This is a genomic window from Halalkalibacter flavus (assembly GCF_036663575.1).
Classification (GTDB): Bacteria; Bacillota; Bacilli; order Bacillales; family Bacillaceae_D; genus Halalkalibacter; species Halalkalibacter flavus.
The window spans coordinates 135,595-153,868 of the sequence record NZ_JAWRVK010000005.1; the positions used below are offsets into that span (position 1 = coordinate 135,595).

Annotated in this window: 18 protein-coding genes; 13 read left to right on the forward strand and 5 right to left on the reverse strand. The window is 40.2% G+C overall.

The window, feature by feature from the left end:
• The first annotated feature begins 10 nt into the window (after positions 1-10).
• From rapZ to SAY88_RS05250, 4 genes are all read left to right on the forward strand, one after another.
• Complete coding sequence (gene rapZ / locus SAY88_RS05235; protein WP_332629942.1) at positions 11-913, forward strand: RNase adapter RapZ; 903 nt, start codon at positions 11-13, stop codon at positions 911-913.
• Positions 910-1,851, forward strand: coding sequence for a gluconeogenesis factor YvcK family protein (locus SAY88_RS05240; protein WP_332629944.1), 942 nt, complete (start codon positions 910-912; stop codon positions 1,849-1,851). The genes rapZ and SAY88_RS05240 overlap by 4 nt, the downstream gene beginning before the upstream one ends.
• A gap of 65 nt (positions 1,852-1,916) precedes the next feature.
• A complete protein-coding gene (whiA, locus tag SAY88_RS05245) occupies positions 1,917-2,876 on the forward strand; it encodes a DNA-binding protein WhiA (RefSeq protein WP_332629946.1) in 960 nt (319 codons plus the stop codon).
• A gap of 21 nt (positions 2,877-2,897) precedes the next feature.
• Positions 2,898-3,155: an HPr family phosphocarrier protein gene (locus SAY88_RS05250; protein WP_332629948.1), complete on the forward strand. Its 258-nt coding sequence runs from the start codon at positions 2,898-2,900 to the stop codon at positions 3,153-3,155.
• A 112-nt stretch (positions 3,156-3,267) separates the two neighbouring features.
• Here SAY88_RS05250 and clpP read toward each other — a convergent pair whose 3' ends face one another.
• Positions 3,268-3,855: an ATP-dependent Clp endopeptidase proteolytic subunit ClpP gene (gene clpP / locus SAY88_RS05255; RefSeq protein WP_034626778.1), complete on the reverse strand. Its 588-nt coding sequence runs from the start codon at positions 3,853-3,855 to the stop codon at positions 3,268-3,270.
• A gap of 417 nt (positions 3,856-4,272) precedes the next feature.
• Here clpP and rpoN point away from each other — a divergent pair, with 417 nt between their 5' ends.
• From rpoN to SAY88_RS05300, 9 genes are all read left to right on the forward strand, one after another.
• Entirely contained in the window at positions 4,273-5,580 is a 1,308-nt protein-coding gene (gene rpoN / locus SAY88_RS05260; protein ID WP_332629953.1) for an RNA polymerase factor sigma-54, read from the forward strand.
• 339 nt (positions 5,581-5,919) lie between these two features.
• Positions 5,920-6,153, forward strand: coding sequence for a glutaredoxin family protein (locus tag SAY88_RS05265; protein ID WP_332629955.1), 234 nt, complete (start codon positions 5,920-5,922; stop codon positions 6,151-6,153).
• Positions 6,154-6,288: 135 nt separating this feature from the next.
• Entirely contained in the window at positions 6,289-7,314 is a 1,026-nt protein-coding gene (locus SAY88_RS05270; protein WP_332629957.1) for a sugar-binding transcriptional regulator, read from the forward strand.
• A gap of 55 nt (positions 7,315-7,369) precedes the next feature.
• A complete protein-coding gene (gap, locus tag SAY88_RS05275; protein WP_332629959.1) occupies positions 7,370-8,377 on the forward strand; it encodes a type I glyceraldehyde-3-phosphate dehydrogenase in 1,008 nt (335 codons plus the stop codon).
• Between the two features lie 91 nt (positions 8,378-8,468).
• A complete protein-coding gene (locus SAY88_RS05280; protein WP_332629961.1) occupies positions 8,469-9,653 on the forward strand; it encodes a phosphoglycerate kinase in 1,185 nt (394 codons plus the stop codon).
• Between the two features lie 46 nt (positions 9,654-9,699).
• Complete coding sequence (gene tpiA, locus SAY88_RS05285) at positions 9,700-10,455, forward strand: triose-phosphate isomerase (RefSeq protein ID WP_332629963.1); 756 nt, start codon at positions 9,700-9,702, stop codon at positions 10,453-10,455.
• Positions 10,452-11,987 (forward strand): 2,3-bisphosphoglycerate-independent phosphoglycerate mutase, encoded by a 1,536-nt coding sequence (gpmI, locus tag SAY88_RS05290; protein WP_332629965.1) that lies wholly within the window; start codon positions 10,452-10,454, stop codon positions 11,985-11,987. Before tpiA ends, gpmI begins: the two co-directional genes overlap by 4 nt.
• A 113-nt stretch (positions 11,988-12,100) precedes the next feature.
• Positions 12,101-13,390, forward strand: coding sequence for a phosphopyruvate hydratase (gene eno / locus SAY88_RS05295; protein ID WP_332629967.1), 1,290 nt, complete (start codon positions 12,101-12,103; stop codon positions 13,388-13,390).
• 536 nt (positions 13,391-13,926) lie between these two features.
• Complete coding sequence (locus SAY88_RS05300) at positions 13,927-14,610, forward strand: cyclase family protein (RefSeq protein WP_332629969.1); 684 nt, start codon at positions 13,927-13,929, stop codon at positions 14,608-14,610.
• Between the two features lie 134 nt (positions 14,611-14,744).
• On the opposite strand, the gene SAY88_RS05305 is transcribed toward SAY88_RS05300, so the two are convergent.
• From SAY88_RS05305 to nagA, 4 genes are read right to left on the reverse strand one after another with little or no spacing between them, the layout of a single operon-like run.
• On the reverse strand, positions 14,745-15,476 hold the full coding sequence (locus SAY88_RS05305; protein WP_332629971.1) for an SIS domain-containing protein: 732 nt from the start codon (positions 15,474-15,476) through the stop codon (positions 14,745-14,747).
• 43 nt (positions 15,477-15,519) lie between these two features.
• Positions 15,520-16,245, reverse strand: coding sequence for a GntR family transcriptional regulator (locus SAY88_RS05310; RefSeq protein WP_332629972.1), 726 nt, complete (start codon positions 16,243-16,245; stop codon positions 15,520-15,522).
• Between the two features lie 17 nt (positions 16,246-16,262).
• Positions 16,263-17,003, reverse strand: a complete 741-nt coding sequence (nagB, locus tag SAY88_RS05315; RefSeq protein ID WP_332629974.1) for a glucosamine-6-phosphate deaminase — start codon at positions 17,001-17,003, stop codon at positions 16,263-16,265.
• Positions 16,990-18,192, reverse strand: a complete 1,203-nt coding sequence (gene nagA / locus SAY88_RS05320; protein ID WP_332629975.1) for an N-acetylglucosamine-6-phosphate deacetylase — start codon at positions 18,190-18,192, stop codon at positions 16,990-16,992. The genes nagB and nagA overlap by 14 nt, the downstream gene beginning before the upstream one ends.
• Positions 18,193-18,274 lie beyond the last annotated feature (82 nt).

An 18,274-nucleotide genomic window follows, 5' to 3' on the forward strand; every position in this document is an offset into this window, starting at 1 on the left:
GGTGATGAGGGTGAGTATCGAGCACGAAGAAATACAGATTGTGATTATTACGGGAATGTCTGGGGCAGGAAAGACAGTGGCCGTCCAAAGCTTTGAGGATCTTGGCTATTTTTGCGTCGATAATTTACCCCCAGCTCTTATTCCAAAATTTATTGAACTGATTGAAGGTTCAAATGGAAAAATGAATAAAGTAGCGCTTGTTATCGATTTACGTGGACGGAAGTTTTTTGATCACCTATTTGAAGCAATCGATACGATAAGTCACGCTCCGCATTTACAATTTAAGCTGCAGATTATCTTCTTAGATGCAAAGGATGCAAAACTTGTCCAGCGCTACAAAGAGACGAGACGTGCTCATCCATTAGCACCAAATGGTCTGCCGCTTGAAGGTATTCGACTAGAGCGCGAGATGCTTGAGGATATGAAGGGCAGAGCGCAGCAAATTATTGATACAACGGACATGAAACCAATCCAGTTACGTGAGAAAATTATTCAAAGATTTTCTGGAACGGAAAAGCATCCGTTTACCGTTAATATGATGTCATTTGGTTTTAAGTATGGCATGCCGATTGATGCCGATCTCGTCTTTGATGTACGTTTTCTTCCGAATCCTCATTATATTGACCACATGAGACCGAAAACAGGGCTAGATGAAGAAGTTTCATCATATGTATTGAAATGGACAGAAACTCAACAATTTATTGAGAAATTAACTGACTTGTTGAAGTTCATGCTGCCTCAATATAAGCGTGAAGGAAAGAGTCAAGTTGTCATTGGTATTGGTTGCACAGGTGGAAAGCATCGTTCTGTGACACTTGCTGAACACTTTGGAGAAGCTTTTGCTGATGAATATGTATTGCATGTTAGCCATCGAGACATTGATAAAGATAAAGGAAAAGGTACTCATAAGTGAAAAAGAAAAATGTTGTTGTGATTGGAGGAGGAACCGGGTTATCAGTATTGCTTCGAGGATTAAAAACGTTCCCAGTTGACATTTCTGCTATTGTAACAGTTGCTGATGATGGCGGCAGTTCCGGTCGACTCCGAAAAGAACTAGACATCCCTCCTCCGGGAGACGTGAGAAACGTTTTAATTGCTTTATCTGAAGTCGAACCTTTGGTGGAAGAGCTCTTTCAGCACCGTTTTTCAAACGGAAATGGCTTGTCAGGGCACTCGCTAGGTAATCTGCTGCTTGCGGGCATGACATCCATTACAGGTGATTTTTCAAGAGGCATTACTGAATTAAGCAAAGTGTTAAATGTTCGTGGAAATGTTTATCCAGCGGCTAATTGCAGCATTGTGCTACATGCAGAAATGGAAGACGGAACGATTGTGACAGGGGAATCCCTCATTCCGTTAGAACAAAAAAAGATAAAACGTGTTTTTTTAACGCCTGAAGATATTTCACCATTGCAGTCGGCTATTCGAGCAATTGAGGAAGCCGATATTATTGTGTTAGGACCAGGAAGCCTTTACACTAGTGTTATCCCAAACCTTCTTGTTCCGGGAGTTACTCAAGCGATCGAACAGTCTGAAGCGCGGAAAGTATATATTTGCAATGTAATGACACAAAGTGGAGAAACGGAAGGCTATACAGCAGGAGACCATATTCAAGCCATTTCTGATCACTGTGGCAGTACTTTGGTCGATGAAATTGTTGTTCATGGAGCGCCGGTGTCAGCTGAAGTTCGAGCGCGTTATGCAAGCGAAGGGGCTGTTCCTGTTGTTGTTGATGTAAATCGGATAAATTCAATGGGAGTATCCGTTGTACTTGATCATTTTGTAATCGAACGAGAAAATATGTTGCGTCACGATGCTATTAAAGTGTCAAAGGCTATTTTACGAATGTAAGAATGACTACTGTTCGTGTAGGGAAAGGGTATTAGAGAGCTACACGGCTGAAAGGAGTGAGGACTTTGTCCTTTGCAGCCAAAACGAAAAAAGAATTAACCCAATTTGAACAAGAAGACTGCTGTGCTACAGCAGAGCTTGCAGCACTTATCCGGATGAACGGATCCCTTTCGTTCAGTCAAATGAAGCTTGGTCTAGATGTAACGACAGAGAATGCGGCGATTGCAAGGAGAATCTATACACTTATTAAGAGAGTCTATCCTTCCATGTTTGTGGAGCTGCTTGTTCGAAAAAAAATGAGACTGAAAAAAAACAATGTCTATCTCGTTCGTATGCAGCACGAGGCAAAAGAATTGTTAGAGCAGCTTGGTATCTTAGGAGAAGGTTTTGTTTTTCTTCGAACAATCTCAAAACAATTAACAAAATCCAATTGTTGTAAGCGTGCCTACTTACGAGGAGCTTTCTTAGCGGGGGGTTCTATAAACCACCCCGAAACCTCGTCTTATCATTTAGAGATTTTCTCAATCTATGAGGAACATAATGATTCTTTATGTGAATTAATGAACGAATATGAATTAAATGCAAAAACATTGGAACGTAAAAAGGGTTTCATCACGTATATGAAAGAGAGCGAGAAAATCACTGAGTTTCTTAATATCATTGGCGCACATCAGGCACTGCTGTACTTTGAAGATGTTCGAATCATGAAGGACATGCGTAACTCGGTAAATCGTCTTGTTAATTGTGAAACAGCTAATTTAAACAAGACCGTTGGGGCAGCATTAAGACAAGTAGAAAATATTCGGCTTGTTGATCGAATGATTGGTTTAGATCAGCTTCCAGCGAAATTACGTGAAATTGCCGAATTACGTGTATTGCATCAGGACGTTACTCTAAAGGAACTTGGTGAGATGGTTGATGGGGGGACCGTTAGTAAATCTGGTGTGAACCATCGCTTACGAAAAATTGATCAGATTGCAGATAAATTACGAAATGGTCAAGAGATTCAAACAGAAAAATTATAAACGATTAAGGAGGAGAAAAAAATGTTAAAAAAAGAAGTGACAGTTCAAAGAAAAACTGGATTACAAGCAAGACCTGCAGCATTATTTGTTCAAGAGGCGAGCCGTTTCTCGGCAGAAGTGTTTATTGAAAAAGGTGATAAAAAGGTAAATGCAAAAAGCATCATGGGTCTTATGAGCTTAGCCATGGGTCATGGAACAACATTTACGCTTATTACAGATGGAAATGACGAAGCTGAAGCACTTGAAACATTAAGCAACTTTATTGAAACTGCTGAATAATAGAGAAGACACCGGTCTGCCACAAGCAAGCGGTGTCTTTTTTTTGGTGTGAAAAAAGGGGGTTTCTCAAAAAGGTCTGTTTTTGACCTTTTGAGAAACCCCCTTAATCATATTAAGCTTTCGTCGCAGGAATAACTTTGTCAATTAATCCATACTCTTGTGCTTTTGCAGCAATCATGAAGTTATCACGATCCGTATCACGCTCGATCACTTCTAAAGGTTGACCAGTGCGTTCTGCTAAAATTTTGTTTAAGCTTTCACGCATTTCAATGATACGTTTCGCATGAATTTGAATATCAGAAGCTTGACCTTGTGTACCGCCAAGTGGTTGGTGAATCATTACTTCACTGTTTGGAAGGGCAAAGCGCTTGCCTTTTTCACCAGCTGCTAGTAAGAAAGCACCCATAGAAGCAGCCATTCCAATACAAATCGTCGATACTTTTGGCTTTATGTAATTCATCGTATCATAAATGGCCATACCAGCTGTAATGGATCCACCAGGACTATTAATGTAGATAGAGATATCTTTTTCAGGGTCTTCTGCTTGTAAGAATAAAAGTTGTGCCACAATTGAGTTAGCAACGTTGTCATCGATCGCGCTTCCTAACATAATGATACGATCTTTTAATAAACGAGAATAAATGTCATATGCACGCTCGCCTCGGTTTGTTTGCTCAATAACTGTAGGGATTAAATTCATCGATAAATTCCTCCTTTTAGGTACTAGTGAACCTTATTGTTCTACTATGTTATGTACATCATACCCGAATGGTCAAAGAAGGTCAAATGAAAACACTTCTTCAACGAGTTGGGCCAAAGCTGGTGTTCTGGTATTGTCGCGTAACAATACCTTTTAACCACTTACTACATACTATTCAATATCAAACTTATTAAACCCTCTTTTCATAATATCCGTTTTTAAATAATCTAAACGAGATTATCTATCATTAGCATAGTTTTGATTTTATAATTCCTATATAATTAAAGATAGGAATGAAGTAAACTATAATAGGCATATAAATTAGAAAACGCTTACAAATCTAATATACTCTTGATTCGATATGTAGAGTGGCAAAATTTGGATTGTTCTTAGCTAAGTGAAAGGAGGGGTAGTAACGTGCAATTTGGATTGTTTCAACAACAGACGCAGAGTTTGGTCATGACGCATGAACTACGTCAAGCCATTCATCTCTTACAGTATTCAGCAACAGAACTGTCAACCTTTATTCAGGAGCAAGCACTTGAAAACCCGTTAATGGAAGTGAAGGAATCACAAAAGCTAGAGGAGGTTTCATTTTCATCCTTTAGAAACGTTTCTGAAGACCAAGCCTCTCCAATTGATTATGCGCATATTGATAGAACAAGCTTGAGTGACTTTTTACTCAATCAATTACAGGACCTTCGAGTTTCAAAAAAAGAAAGAAAACATATAACGTATTTCATTTATAGTTTGAGAGAGGATGGATATTTATCTAGACCGTTTGAAGAAATTTGTGAAGAACTTCAAATCTCCCAAAGAGAGGGAGAAAATCTACTTGAAACACTGCAGCATTTTGATCCCGCTGGAGTAGGTGCTAGGAATTTGCAGGAGTGCTTGTTGTTACAATTGCAGCGCATGGATGACCCGAATTATATTGCTGAACAGATCGTTATGTTTCATATGGAGGCATTCGCCACACGTAAGTGGAAGGAGATATCTCAACAATTAAACATTACATTAGCAGAAGTTCAGGAAGTAAATGATTTAATAAAAAAGCTCGATCCACGGCCAGGGACGCAATATATGTCGGAGCCAGTTCAATTTGTCCGACCTGAAATTAGGATTGTACCGTATGAAGGAGATTTGCTTGTTCATATAGAAGATGATTTAATTCCAAGTGTTGGGCTCAATCATCATTATGAGGAGTTACTTCGCTCGTCAGAAGATGATGAAGCAAGTCAATATGCCAAACAAAAAATCCAGCAAGTTCAATGGCTAATGAAAAGTATTCAGCAAAGAAAACAAACGATTGTGAAAGTGGGAGAAGCTATTGCAAGACACCAAAAGGAATATTTCTTAAAGAAAGATGGTGTGCTAAAGCCACTTACATTAAAAGAAATTGCCGATGAGATTGAGGTTCATGAATCGACTGTGAGTCGTGCTACAACAAATAAGTATGCGGATACACCTAGAGGAATCATAGAACTAAAATCCCTCTTCTCATCAGCTGTTCAAAATGGCTTAGGGGAATCGACATCAAGCCGTTCGATTAAAGAATGGATGAAAGAGCTCATTGCAGCAGAAAATAAACAAAAGCCACTTTCAGATGCAAAAATTGTCAGTTGGTTACAATCAGAAAAAGGAACAACTGTATCGAGAAGAGCCATTGCAAAATACCGAGATGAACTAGGGATACCATCCTCATCAAAAAGGAAAAGATACTGATCAAAAAGGGCGGATTTCCCTTTTTGATCAGTATCGAAGCAAGGAGCGGAGCCGCTGCGTCGGTGTGAGAGGTGTCTCACACCTGCAGCGTGCAGAGCCCTTGCCATCAATAAATAAGCTAAATAAATAAAGAAAAGGGCGGTTTTCGAGGCTATTAAAAAAGGTACGGTTTTGACCTTTTTCAATGGCCTTCCTCGAATTGACTAAAAGGGACTTTTTCAGTACCCTCTATAGAAGAAGCGAAGCGGCAGCGTTGGTATGAGACCCCCTTACCTCCCTATAAATTTTTACATACTACGAATAAAAGTGAGTGATAAAGAAATGTTAGAAGTAACTGTTATGTCAAAAATTGATTGCCCGCTTTGTGACAAAGCAATTGACCTAATTAAACCATTATCTGAAGAGGTTCCTTTTACAATGACCATTACCGATATTTATAAAAATGATGCCTTGCTTGAAAAATATCAGATTATGATTCCGGTTATTTTGATAAATGGAGAAGAGGTTGATTTTGGTCAAATTTCAAAAGATAAGGTAAGAAAGCGTTTACTTGAAATAAATAGACAAATATAACTTGTGAAAGGACTCTATCCTTGGTAATATGTACTTGTGGATGAGGATTTTGGTCTTTTTTTTGGAAATAACGGGACTAAAAATGTCTATGCGGGACATAATGAGTCCAGTCCTAACTTAAAGGAGTTTGGCTCGATGAATTCATTATTAGACATACAGAAAAAATTATTACCCGATTTGCTTGATGTTATGGTCAAGCGATACCGAATCCTTCACTACATTAAATTGATGCAACCGATTGGTCGAAGAAGTTTATCAGCAAACTTACAGCTTTCAGAACGAGTGTTACGAGGAGAGGTTACTTTTTTAAAGGAGCAAGGCCTTGTACATTTCGCTACTTCAGGTATGAGTATCACTGAAGAAGGCGAAAAATTGTTTGAAAAGTTAGAAGAAATGATGAAGGAGCTTCTTGGACTTCGGGAATTAGAAACACAGCTAGAAAAGGAACTTGGTGTAGGACAAGTCATAGTCGTTGCTGGAAATAGCGACAAGGATGAATGGGTCAAAAGAGAAATGGGTCGAGCTTGTATTAGTGAGCTTAAGGCAATCATTAAACCGAAAGATGTGGTTGCGGTCATGGGTGGTACAACCCTTGCTGCTGTTGCAGAAATGATGAAGCCTGATGCAAAAACTAGGGAAGTTGTTTTTGTTCCTGCACGTGGTGGCCTTGGCGAGCAGGTGGAGAACCAAGCGAATACGATTAGTGCAGAACTTGCGAGTCGAGCAGGAGCACAATATCGCTTGTTGCATGTCCCAGACCAAATAAGTGAAGAAGCTTACTCATCTCTTGTATTAGAACCTTCTGTTAAGGACATCCTAAGGCTGATTAAATCAGCTTGTACGGTTATTCATGGGATTGGAGATGCAAGAACGATGGCACTCCGGCGTGATTCAGTGAATTCGTTTATTGACAAGCTTAATCGGGAAGAGGCTGTAGCAGAGGCGTTTGGATATTATTTTAATCGTCGCGGCGAACCAATCCACAAGCAAAGAACGATTGGGTTACAGCTCGATGACCTCGGGGAGCATAAGTATGTAATTTCTGTTGCTGGAGGAGCTTCAAAAGGAGAAGCGATCGCTGCCTATATGAAGTATCAGCCAAGTGATGTGTTAATTACAGATGAAGCTGCCGCAGAAGCTTTATTGCAATTACGTAGATAAAAGGGCATTGCTCTTTTTGATAAATTCTTTTTAAGTTACTAGGAGGAGATTGAACATGGCAACAAAGATTGGTATTAACGGTTTTGGACGTATTGGACGTAACGTATTTCGTGCAGCATTAAACAACCCAGCGGTAGAGGTAGTAGCAATCAACGATTTAACTGATGCTAACATGCTTGCGCACTTACTTAAATATGACACAGTACACGGGAACCTAGATGCTGAGATTTCAGTAAATGGTAACTCACTTGTAGTTAACGGACAAGAAATCAACATCTCTGCTGAGCGTGATCCATCTAAGCTTGAGTGGGCTAACCGTGGAGTAGAAGTAGTAGTTGAATCAACTGGTTTCTTCACTAAGCGTGAAGATGCTGCTAAGCATATCGAAGCTGGTGCGAAGAAAGTAATCATCTCTGCTCCTGCATCAGATGAAGATATTACAATCGTAATGGGTGTTAACGAAGACAAATACGATGCTGGTAGCCATCACGTTATCTCAAATGCATCTTGTACGACAAACTGTCTTGCACCATTTGCAAAAGTTCTTAACGACAAATTCGGAATTAAGCGCGGTATGATGACAACTGTTCACTCGTACACAAATGACCAACAAATCCTTGATCTTCCACACAAGGACTACCGTCGTGCGCGTGCAGCTGCTGAAAACATTATCCCAACATCTACAGGTGCTGCAAAAGCGGTTGCTCTTGTTCTTCCTGAGCTTAAAGGTAAATTAAATGGTGGAGCAATGCGTGTACCAACTCCTAACGTTTCTTTAGTTGACTTAGTAGCTGAGTTAAACCAAGACGTTACAGCTGAAGAGGTAAACAATGCACTTCGTGAAGCTGCTGAAGGTCCATTAAAAGGAATCCTTAACTACAGCGAAGAGCCACTAGTATCTAGTGACTACAATGGTAACCCACATTCTTCATCAATCGATGCTCTTTCAACAATGGTTATGGAAGGCAGCATGGTTAAAGTAATTTCTTGGTATGATAACGAGTCTGGTTACTCTCACCGTGTTGTAGATCTTGTTGATTACATCGCTAAGCAAGGACTATAATAGGTAACAGTTGGTGGAGGAGGAAGATGATAGAGGTTTCCTCCTCTTTCCGCTGTAAAAAATTGCAATCCAAACAGGAGGTCTAGCCAAAATGAACAAACAAACGATTCGTGATATCGACCTTAAAGGGAAAAAGGTATTTTGTCGTGTTGATTTCAACGTGCCAATGAAGGATGGACAAGTAACGGATGAAACTCGTATCCGTGCAGCGATCCCAACAATCCAAGCATTAGTAGAACAAGGTGCAAAAGTCATTCTTGCTTCTCACCTTGGTCGTCCAAAAGGCGAAGTAGTAGAAGAATTGCGTCTTACTCCAGTTGCAGCTCGTTTAAGTGAGTTACTTGGTAAAGATGTGAAGAAGGTTGACGAAGCATATGGTCCACATGCAGAAGAAGCTGCAAATGCTCTTTCTGAAGGCGATGTATTGTTACTTGAAAACGTTCGCTTCTACCCTGGGGAAGAGAAGAATGACCCTGAACTTGCAAAAGCGTTCGCTGCTTTAGCTGATGTGTATGTAAACGATGCTTTTGGTGCGGCTCACCGTGCACATGCATCAACTGAAGGAATTGCACACCATTTGCCAGCCGTTGCAGGTTTATTAATGGAAAAAGAGCTAGATGTTCTTGGAAAAGCATTATCAAATCCTGAGCGTCCTTTTACAGCGATTATTGGTGGAGCAAAGGTTAAAGATAAGATTGGTGTTATTGAAAATCTGTTAGAAAAAGTAGATAACTTAATCATTGGTGGCGGACTTGCTTACACATTTGTAAAAGCACAAGGCCATGAAATTGGGAAGTCATTACTTGAAGAGGATAAGATCGATCTTGCAAATTCATTTATGGAAAAGGCAAAAGCAAACAATGTAAATTTACTATTGCCTGTTGACGTAACAGTTGCTGATGATTTCTCAAACGATGCAAATATTAAAGTAGTAGATATTGATTCTATTCCTTCTGATTGGGAAGCATTAGATATTGGACCAAAAACGATTGATACATATCGTAAAGTCATTGCAGAATCAAAGCTTGTTATTTGGAACGGACCAATGGGTGTATTTGAACTTGAGGCATTCTCTAAAGGGACAAGAGGTGTAGGAGAAGCTCTTGCTGATAGTGCAGATACATATTCTGTTATTGGTGGAGGAGACTCTGCAGCTGCTGTTGAGAAGTTCGGCATTGCAGATAAGATGAGCCACATCTCAACAGGTGGCGGTGCATCACTTGAATTCATGGAAGGCAAAGAGCTTCCAGGGCTTGTTGCACTTAACGACAAATAATATTGGGGTCAGACCCCGCTTTAATCTAATAAAGAGGTGAAGTACTATGCGTAAGCCAATTATTGCAGGTAACTGGAAAATGAATAAAACGCTTGGGGAAGCGAAGCAATTCGTTGAAGCGGTAAAAACGAGTGTTCCAGCTAACAGTGAAGTGGATGCAGTTGTTTGTTCACCGGCGTTATTTTTAGAAAGCTTAGTGAGTCAGACAGAAGGAACAGATCTCAAAGTTGGTGCACAAAACGTTCACTTTGAAGAAAATGGTGCGTTTACAGGTGAGATCAGCCCTGTAGCTCTAGCTGACATGAAAGTAGAGTATGTCATCATTGGTCACTCTGAGCGTCGTGAAATGTTTGCTGAGACAGATGAAACAGTAAACAAAAAAGTTCACGCGGCGTTTAAGCACAACTTAGTACCAATCATGTGCTGCGGTGAAACAGATGAAGAGCGTGAAGCTGGAAAAACAAACGATGTCGTGAAAGTACAAGTAGAAGCTGGACTAGCTGGCTTGACGAATGATCAAGTGAAAAACACAGTTATTGCTTATGAGCCAATCTGGGCGATCGGAACTGGGAAATCTTCTTCTGCAACAGATGCAAATGATGTTTGCTCATACATCCGTAAAGTGGTAGCTGAGGCGTTTTCTCCAGAGGCTGCTGAGGCAGTGCGTATTCAGTACGGCGGCAGCGTGAAGCCTGCTAACATTAAAGAATACATGGCCGAGTCTGATATTGACGGAGCACTTGTTGGTGGAGCTAGTCTAGAAGCTGATTCATTCCTTGCACTTTTGGAGGAAGGGAAATGAGTAAGAAACCAGTAGCTCTCATCATCCTTGATGGATTTGCGATGAGAGATGAAGTAAAAGGTAATGCGGTAGCGCAAGCGAAGAAGCCAAACTTTGACCGTTACTGGAACCAATACCCGCATGCAACTCTTGAAGCACAAGGGGAAGCGGTAGGTTTACCAGAAGGTCAAATGGGGAATTCGGAAGTAGGACATTTGAACATTGGTGCTGGACGTATTGTTTATCAAAGCTTAACACGCGTGAATTTATCCATTCGCGAAGGTGAATTTTTTGAAAATGAAACGTTCCATGCCGCTATGAACCATGTGAAAGAAAAGAACAGTGCCTTACATGTTTATGGTCTTCTATCAGACGGAGGAATTCATAGCCACATTGAGCATTTGTTTGCACTACTTGAACTTGCGAAGCGTGAAAATGTTGAGAAAGTCTATGTTCACGGCTTTCTTGATGGTCGTGACGTTGGTCCAACTTCAGCTGAAGTGTATGTTCGTGCGTTACAAAGCAAGCTTGAGGATTTAGGTGTCGGTGAAATTGCTTCCATTCACGGCCGTTACTATGCGATGGATCGCGACCGTCGCTGGGAGCGTGTTGAGAAGTCATACCGTGCGATGGTATATGGTGAAGGACCTGCTTATACAAATCCGATTGATGTCGTGACAGACAGCTATAAGAATGAGATCTTTGATGAGTTTGTCATTCCTTCTGTTATTACAAAGGATGACGGAACGCCAGTCGGTACAGTTGGAGACGATGATGCGGTTATCTTCTTTAACTTCCGCCCGGACCGAGCAATTCAAATGTCTCAAGTGTTCACAAACGAAGACTTCCGCGGATTTGATCGTGGTGACATGCATCCAAGAAATCTTCATTATGTGTGTTTAACGAAATTTAGTGAGACAGTTGATGGATATGTCGCATTCAAACCGACAAATCTAGATAACACACTTGGTGAAGTGTTATCACAACAAAATTTCAAACAACTACGCATTGCGGAAACGGAAAAGTATCCACATGTAACGTTCTTCTTTAGCGGCGGACGTGAGGAACCATTCCCTGGTGAAGAGCGAATTTTAATCGATTCACCAAAAGTAGCAACATATGACTTGAAGCCTGAGATGAGTGCATACGAAGTAACGGACGCGTTACTTGCAGACATTGAAGCTGATAAACATGATGCAATTATTTTAAACTTTGCAAACCCTGATATGGTTGGGCACTCAGGAATGCTTGAGCCGACAATCAAAGCGGTAGAAGCAGTTGATGAGTGTTTAGGAAAAGTTGTTGATGCGATTATCGCTAAGGGTGGCGCTGCTGTTATTACCGCTGATCACGGAAATGCAGATGAAGTGTTAACTCTAGAAGATAAACCAATGACAGCTCACACAACAAATCGTGTGCCGGTTATCGTTACTCAAAACGGAATTGAGTTGCACCAAGACGGGAAACTCGCTGACTTAGCTCCTACTGTTTTAGCGTTACTAGAAGGTAAGCAGCCAGAAGAAATGACAGGTGTTTCATTAATTAAGAAATAATTTTTTTCTAGAAGGAATTTCCTTCTTTCAGTTGAATCTTAATACGGTTGGCTGAATGAAAAAGACTTTTTTGACCGAAAATAAATTGATAAATTTTAAGGAGTGACTTTACAATGACAATGATTACAGATGTTTATGCTCGCGAAGTATTAGATTCTCGTGGTAATCCAACAGTTGAAGTAGAAGTATACCTTGAGTCAGGTGCAATGGGACGCGCGTTAGTGCCAAGTGGTGCTTCTACTGGTGAATACGAAGCAGTTGAATTACGTGACGGTGGAGAGCGTTATATGGGTAAAGGAGTTCTTCAAGCAGTTGATAATGTGAACGAAGTAATTGCTCCTGAGCTTATCGGTTTCGACGCTTTAGACCAACTTGGTATCGACCAATTAATGATCGATCTTGACGGAACAGACAACAAAGGCAAATTAGGTGCAAACGCAATCCTTGGTGTATCTATGGCTGTTGCTCACGCTGCTGCTGATGCTCTTGGTGTACCTTTATATGTTTACCTTGGTGGATTCAACGCGAAGCAACTTCCAGTACCAATGATGAACATCATCAACGGTGGAGAACACGCGGATAACAACGTAGACATTCAAGAATTCATGGTTATGCCAGTAGGTGCAGAAAACTTCCGTGAAGCACTTCGCATGGGTGCGGAAATTTTCCATAACCTAAAGTCAGTACTTAAAGCAAAAGGCTACAACACAGCTGTAGGTGATGAAGGTGGATTCGCTCCAAACCTTTCTTCAAACGAAGAGGCACTTTCTACAATTATCGAAGCAATCGAAAAAGCTGGTTTCAAACCAGGCGAAGATGTTCAACTTGCTATGGACGTAGCATCTTCAGAGCTATATAACAAAGATGATGGTAAATATCACTTATCTGGCGAAGGTAAAGTTCTTTCTTCAGAAGAAATGGTTACTTTCTACGAGGATCTTGTTTCAAAATACCCAATCATCTCAATTGAAGATGGTTTAGATGAAAATGACTGGGAAGGCCACAAACTTCTAACTGATCGTCTTGGCGATAAAGTTCAACTTGTTGGTGATGATTTGTTCGTTACAAATACAACAAAGCTTGCTGAAGGTATTGAAAAAGGAATCGGTAACTCAATCCTTATCAAAGTGAACCAAATCGGTACATTAACTGAAACGTTTGAAGCAATCGAAATGGCGAAGCGTGCTGGTTACACAGCAGTTATCTCTCACCGTTCTGGTGAAACAGAAGATGCAACAATCGCTGACATTGCTGTTGCAACAAACGCTGGACAAATCAAAACAGGTGCTCCATCTCGTACAGACCGTGTGGCGAAGTACAACCAACTTCTTCGCATCGAAGACGAGCTTGCTAACGTAGCTACTTACGGCGGCTTAAAAGCATTCTACAACTTAAAGAAATAATTTAACTGGTAAAAGACGTGCCTTCCTCGGAGGGTGCGTCTTTTTTGTGCGATTCTGGGAGTGCATGCCAAGGGTAGGGGGGGAGAGTCTTCATTGGTGTTTATGAGAAGCCACTGAAAAAGGTACAACCCAGTCTTTTTCTGTGCCCTCGTTTATGAAGAACGAAAGCTGGACTATTGTATGGTGAAAAGTCACTCATCGGGCTTATGAAGAACAATTGCGATCACCTGCCGAGAGAAAAGGTGCTTCACTGACCTTATGAAGACCTTAAGCGAGAACATTAGAGGATAAAAGGGGACTCATCAGGTTTATGAATAACACTCCTCTTCGCCTTAAAGCAAAACCCCTGTAACTCCAGATTTAATGAACTGCTACAAACCTTACAAGATACTAATAAAAGTATGTGAGATTTAATAACCGATTTTACCAAACGTGACGAGATATCAATTACTCTAAAGCTACAGAAATGGTAATTATGAACCAATACTTTGAATTTTAGAATAAGATACTTTGTACAAGAGGAGAGGTTTACACCAATGACGAAACTCATTGACTTATCTCAGGAGATTTACCAAGGGATGCCGGTTTTACCAATTCAACAACAAACCGTCATTTTTCCTAATGTATCCCATGAAGATACGAAGCAGAAACTAGGATTTGAATTTGCTACAAATAGCTTAATTATTAATGAGCACGTGCCTACCCATAGCGATGCCATTTATGAGTATGATCCAGATGGGCCGACGATTGACGAAATGGATTTAGCTTCATTTTATGGTCCTGCTATTTGTTTAGATGTGTCTCATATTTCTCCTGAACAGTTTATTATGAAACGTGATATAAAAGACGCACTGAAAAGATCGAACGAGTCGATTAATGAGGGGGATATTGTCCTTATTTATACAGGGCATTATGAACGTGCATATGGAAAGGAGGATTGGTTTACGCGCCATACTGGCTTGCATTATCAAGCAGCGAAATGGCTTGCGGAATTAGGTGTGAAAAATATTGGAGTGGATGCACCATCTATTGACAAGTCAAATGACAAAAAATATTCTGGGCATCTTGCTTGCAGAGAATATCAAATAACAAACACTGAAAACCTATGCAATTTAGGAGAAATTGTGAATAAAAGGTTTCTATACATAGGCCTTCCATTAAAAATTCGTCATGGTACGGGGTCACCGATTCGAGCGATTGCCTTGTTAACGGAAGAATGAAAGAAAAGCTTTGTGTAGTCGCTTGTATTATGCTTTAATTAGATAATTTAGGAAGGGGAGGGGGGGGTCTCAAAAGTCCGGAACAGAGGAGGCAATGGCTCCGTTCGCTACCACTTTGAGAGGAGAAACCCCCTTTAAAAGAAAGGAATACGATCTTTATAAGCTTCAATTAATTTCCGATTATGCTCATCAGATCCATCTATGTTTCCACTTTTAAAAACAGGAGGCTCAATGTCAAGCTCTATTAATCGTTCAATCACACCTACGATGATACTATTGATGATGGTTAATCCTATAACAGATGAACTTGGTCCATAGGAGATTCCGGTTCCATCTATTGAGATCACACCGTCTCCTGGCTTGGTGTGGTTGTTAATAACTAAATCTACTGCGTCATATAAAAATTTTCCGCTTTTATGCCTAGATGATTGTTTTTTGGGATAAGAAAGCGAGGTGATCCCCACTACATAGGCACCTTGTTGCTTTCCATGAAGCGCTACATCGATGGGGACGGGATTCCTTCCGGAAGTTGAGACAACAATTAAGATGTCATTTGGGCGAATATCTTGATCATCTAGAAAGGTGCAGGCAAAGTCTGCGCTGCGTTCGAACATTGAAGATTGAACTGCTCCTTTATGCAGCATCACTTCTTCTATCAGAATCGGATGAACGGGAGCAAGTCCACCCGCACGGTAAAAAACTTCTTCACCAATTATATGAGAGTGTCCGCAACCAAAAATGTGAACAATCCCTCCGTTTACGATTGCTTCAGCTGTTTTATGGGCCGCTTTCTGAAGAGAGTTTTTTTCAACCGTTTCAAGATTTTCAAATAACTCTTTGATCTCAGATAGATAAGCTTGTATCATTACACACCTCCGGGATAGATTGTTTCAAAAGGCGACAACTATTTTACCGTTTTAAATGAGAAATAAACTTATAGCGATCAGCTCGATAAGATGATCGAACAATTTCAAAAGGAGTTCCATTCGTTAAAAAGGTACAGCGTTCAATTAACAGAATAGGAGAACCCTTTTTGATCTTTAATAACTCTGTTTCTGTTTCGTTAGCTAAAGAAGATTCGATGATTTGGGTTGCTTCACCGATTTCAAGTTGAAGCTTTTCTTCGATATACCTATAGATCGAGTGGCTAACAATTTCTTCCGTTAATCCTTTTACTAAATTAGCCGATATATAACAGGTTTCTAAGGCCATCGGAATTTCATCGGCTAAACGAATACGTTTCATTTCATAGACTGGTGTGTTTTCAGCAACCTGTAAGGTAGCGGCTACCTGAGGGCTGGCTGGGATGATTTCAAAATGAAGGAGTTTACTACTAGGTGTTAACCCTCTTGCTTTCATATCTTCTGTGAAGCTAGTTAACCCTTGTAAAGCTTGTTCAAACTTCTTTTCTGCCACAAACGTACCGCTTCCTTTTTTACGATAAAGGTAGCCGTCGTTTACAAGTTTGTTTATCGCTTGTCTAATCGTCATACGACTTACTTGAAACAGTTGAGAATATTCACGTTCAGATGGAAGGACATTACCAGGCTTTAACTCTCCTTTTTCAATCCGATCTTTAATATACTCTTCTATTTGATGGTAGATCGGCAGTGGTGAATTTTTATCGATTAACAAAATATAGTCGTCTCCTTTCAATGCATAACGCCAACACCTTTTAGTGCCTTTTTATCTGCAATTATTGTAACATGAGGATGCTTTTTCAAAATAGAAGCAGGGAAGTCTTCATTAGGTTCTTCATCAGTAAGCAATCGTTTCAAAGCAGCGTTTTTATCCTCGCCTGAAACAAGTAATAAAATCTCTTTACTAGCTATAATTGAAGCAATTCCCATTGTAATGGCATGAGTTGGCACATCGTGAATAGAGTCAAAAAAACGAGCATTTGCTTCCCTTGTCGAGGGGGCTAATTCTATGACGTGAGTTGTACTGAGAAAAGGTGTACCAGGTTCGTTGAAGCCAATGTGCCCGTTAGCACCAATCCCAAGAAGCTGGAGGTCGATGCCACCCTGAGACTTGATTTTCTCTTCATATTCTCTGCATTCTTGGTCCATCTTCAAAGCTAGTCCGTTTGGAATGAAAATGTTCTTACGGTTAATATCAATATGATTAAAGAAAGTTTGGTTCATATAGTGATGATAACTATTTGCATTTTCTGGATCCAGGCCGATGTACTCATCTAGATTAAAGGTGGTGACGCTGTTGTAGGATGTTCCGTTGTTTTTATGATCTTCTATTAACAATTCATATGTTTTTTTCGGAGTACCGCCTGTTGCTAAACCAAGAGTAAGATTTGGTTTTTGTTTAATTTTACCGCTAATATAATTTGAAGCTAATTGGCTTAGCTCTTGATATTCCTTTGCCTCAATTATTTTCATCGATAATTCCTCCTTGATAAGCGATTTTGCCATTGCATAATGTGAAAATTACATTTAGATCTTGATCTAATATTGTTAAATCAGCATCTTTTCCAACAGTAATACTCCCTTTTTGGTTCCACACTCCGATTTGCTTTGCTGGATTCTCAGATGCCATAACGGTAATCTCTTGCAGGGAACAACCTGTATATTGAATCATATTTTTAATTGCGTCGTTCATCGTTAAAATACTTCCGGCTAACGTTCCATCTGATAAGAGAGCTTTTTGATTGGAAACTTGTACCTTTTGTCCACCAAGATCATAAGTTCCATCTTTAAGCCCTTTTGCGCGCATAGCATCAGTGATCAAAATGATTTCACTTGCACCTTTTGTCCGATAAGTGCTCTTAACGATAGCTGGATGAATATGAATTCCATCGACAATCATTTCCACCTTGAGCTCATGATGTGCTAGTGCTGCACCAGCGACTCCAGGTTCGCGATGGTGAAATCCACGCATTCCATTGTATAAATGAGTAACATGGCTAAGGCCTTTTGAGATAGCTTCTTGGATTTCATGATAAGATGCATCAGAGTGACCAATTGAGGCAATAACTCCTGAGTCAGTTAGATAACGAAGTAGTTCCAGGCCATTTTCTCTTTCTGGAGCCATCGTCACTAGTTTGATTAATCCACCTGAGAGTTGTTGCCATTTCTCAAAAAGAGATAAATCTGGCTCTTGAATAAATGAAAGAGGCTGGGCACCTGCTCTCTCAGGCGATATGAAAGGGCCTTCTAGATGAATGCCGAGCATTTCAGCGGCAGGCTCCTCTTTAATAGTAGATGAGTAAGTGGCAGCGTTTGATAGGGCTGCTTCAATTTGATCGCTTGATTGTGTAATCGTCGTTGCTAAGAAGCTTGTTGTTCCTTCTCTAGGAAGAGAACAAGCCATAGTGGATAGAGCTGATGGTGTTCCGTCCATTGTATCTGCACCTTTCACACCGTGGATATGAATGTCAATGAACCCAGGAACGAGTGAGAAATCAGGTGTTAAAGAAATGATTTCGTCTGCTTTTTGATTAGCATTGTCTGTCACAGGACCGATATCGATAATTTTTCCTGCTTTTATTTTAATAAATCCTTGTTCGAAAATTCCACCTTCGTGATAAACTGCTATGTTCGTAATCAATAAAGATTTATTTTTATTCATAATCTCCCCCTGATAAATTCTAAAATCCCTTTGTAGTTATTCTACCGCGCGCACCTGAAGTTGTCTATACCAATTTTAAGTC

Bases quoted from the DNA above. Each gene is read 5' to 3' on its own strand.
- nagA (WP_332629975.1), bottom strand. From the start codon at position 18,192: ATGAATAAAAATAAATCTTTATTGATTACGAACATAGCAGTTTATCAC.
- SAY88_RS05270 (WP_332629957.1), top strand. From the start codon at position 6,289: ATGAATTCATTATTAGACATACAGAAAAAATTATTACCCGATTTGCTT.
- SAY88_RS05265 (WP_332629955.1), top strand. From the start codon at position 5,920: ATGTCAAAAATTGATTGCCCGCTTTGTGACAAAGCAATTGACCTAATT.
- SAY88_RS05300 (WP_332629969.1), top strand. From the start codon at position 13,927: ATGACGAAACTCATTGACTTATCTCAGGAGATTTACCAAGGGATGCCG.
- SAY88_RS05305 (WP_332629971.1), bottom strand. From the start codon at position 15,476: ATGATACAAGCTTATCTATCTGAGATCAAAGAGTTATTTGAAAATCTT.
- gpmI (WP_332629965.1), top strand. From the start codon at position 10,452: ATGAGTAAGAAACCAGTAGCTCTCATCATCCTTGATGGATTTGCGATG.
- eno (WP_332629967.1), top strand. From the start codon at position 12,101: ATGACAATGATTACAGATGTTTATGCTCGCGAAGTATTAGATTCTCGT.
- nagB (WP_332629974.1), bottom strand. From the start codon at position 17,003: ATGAAAATAATTGAGGCAAAGGAATATCAAGAGCTAAGCCAATTAGCT.
- clpP (WP_034626778.1), bottom strand. From the start codon at position 3,855: ATGAATTTAATCCCTACAGTTATTGAGCAAACAAACCGAGGCGAGCGT.
- SAY88_RS05250 (WP_332629948.1), top strand. From the start codon at position 2,898: ATGTTAAAAAAAGAAGTGACAGTTCAAAGAAAAACTGGATTACAAGCA.
- tpiA (WP_332629963.1), top strand. From the start codon at position 9,700: ATGCGTAAGCCAATTATTGCAGGTAACTGGAAAATGAATAAAACGCTT.
- SAY88_RS05280 (WP_332629961.1), top strand. From the start codon at position 8,469: ATGAACAAACAAACGATTCGTGATATCGACCTTAAAGGGAAAAAGGTA.
- gap (WP_332629959.1), top strand. From the start codon at position 7,370: ATGGCAACAAAGATTGGTATTAACGGTTTTGGACGTATTGGACGTAAC.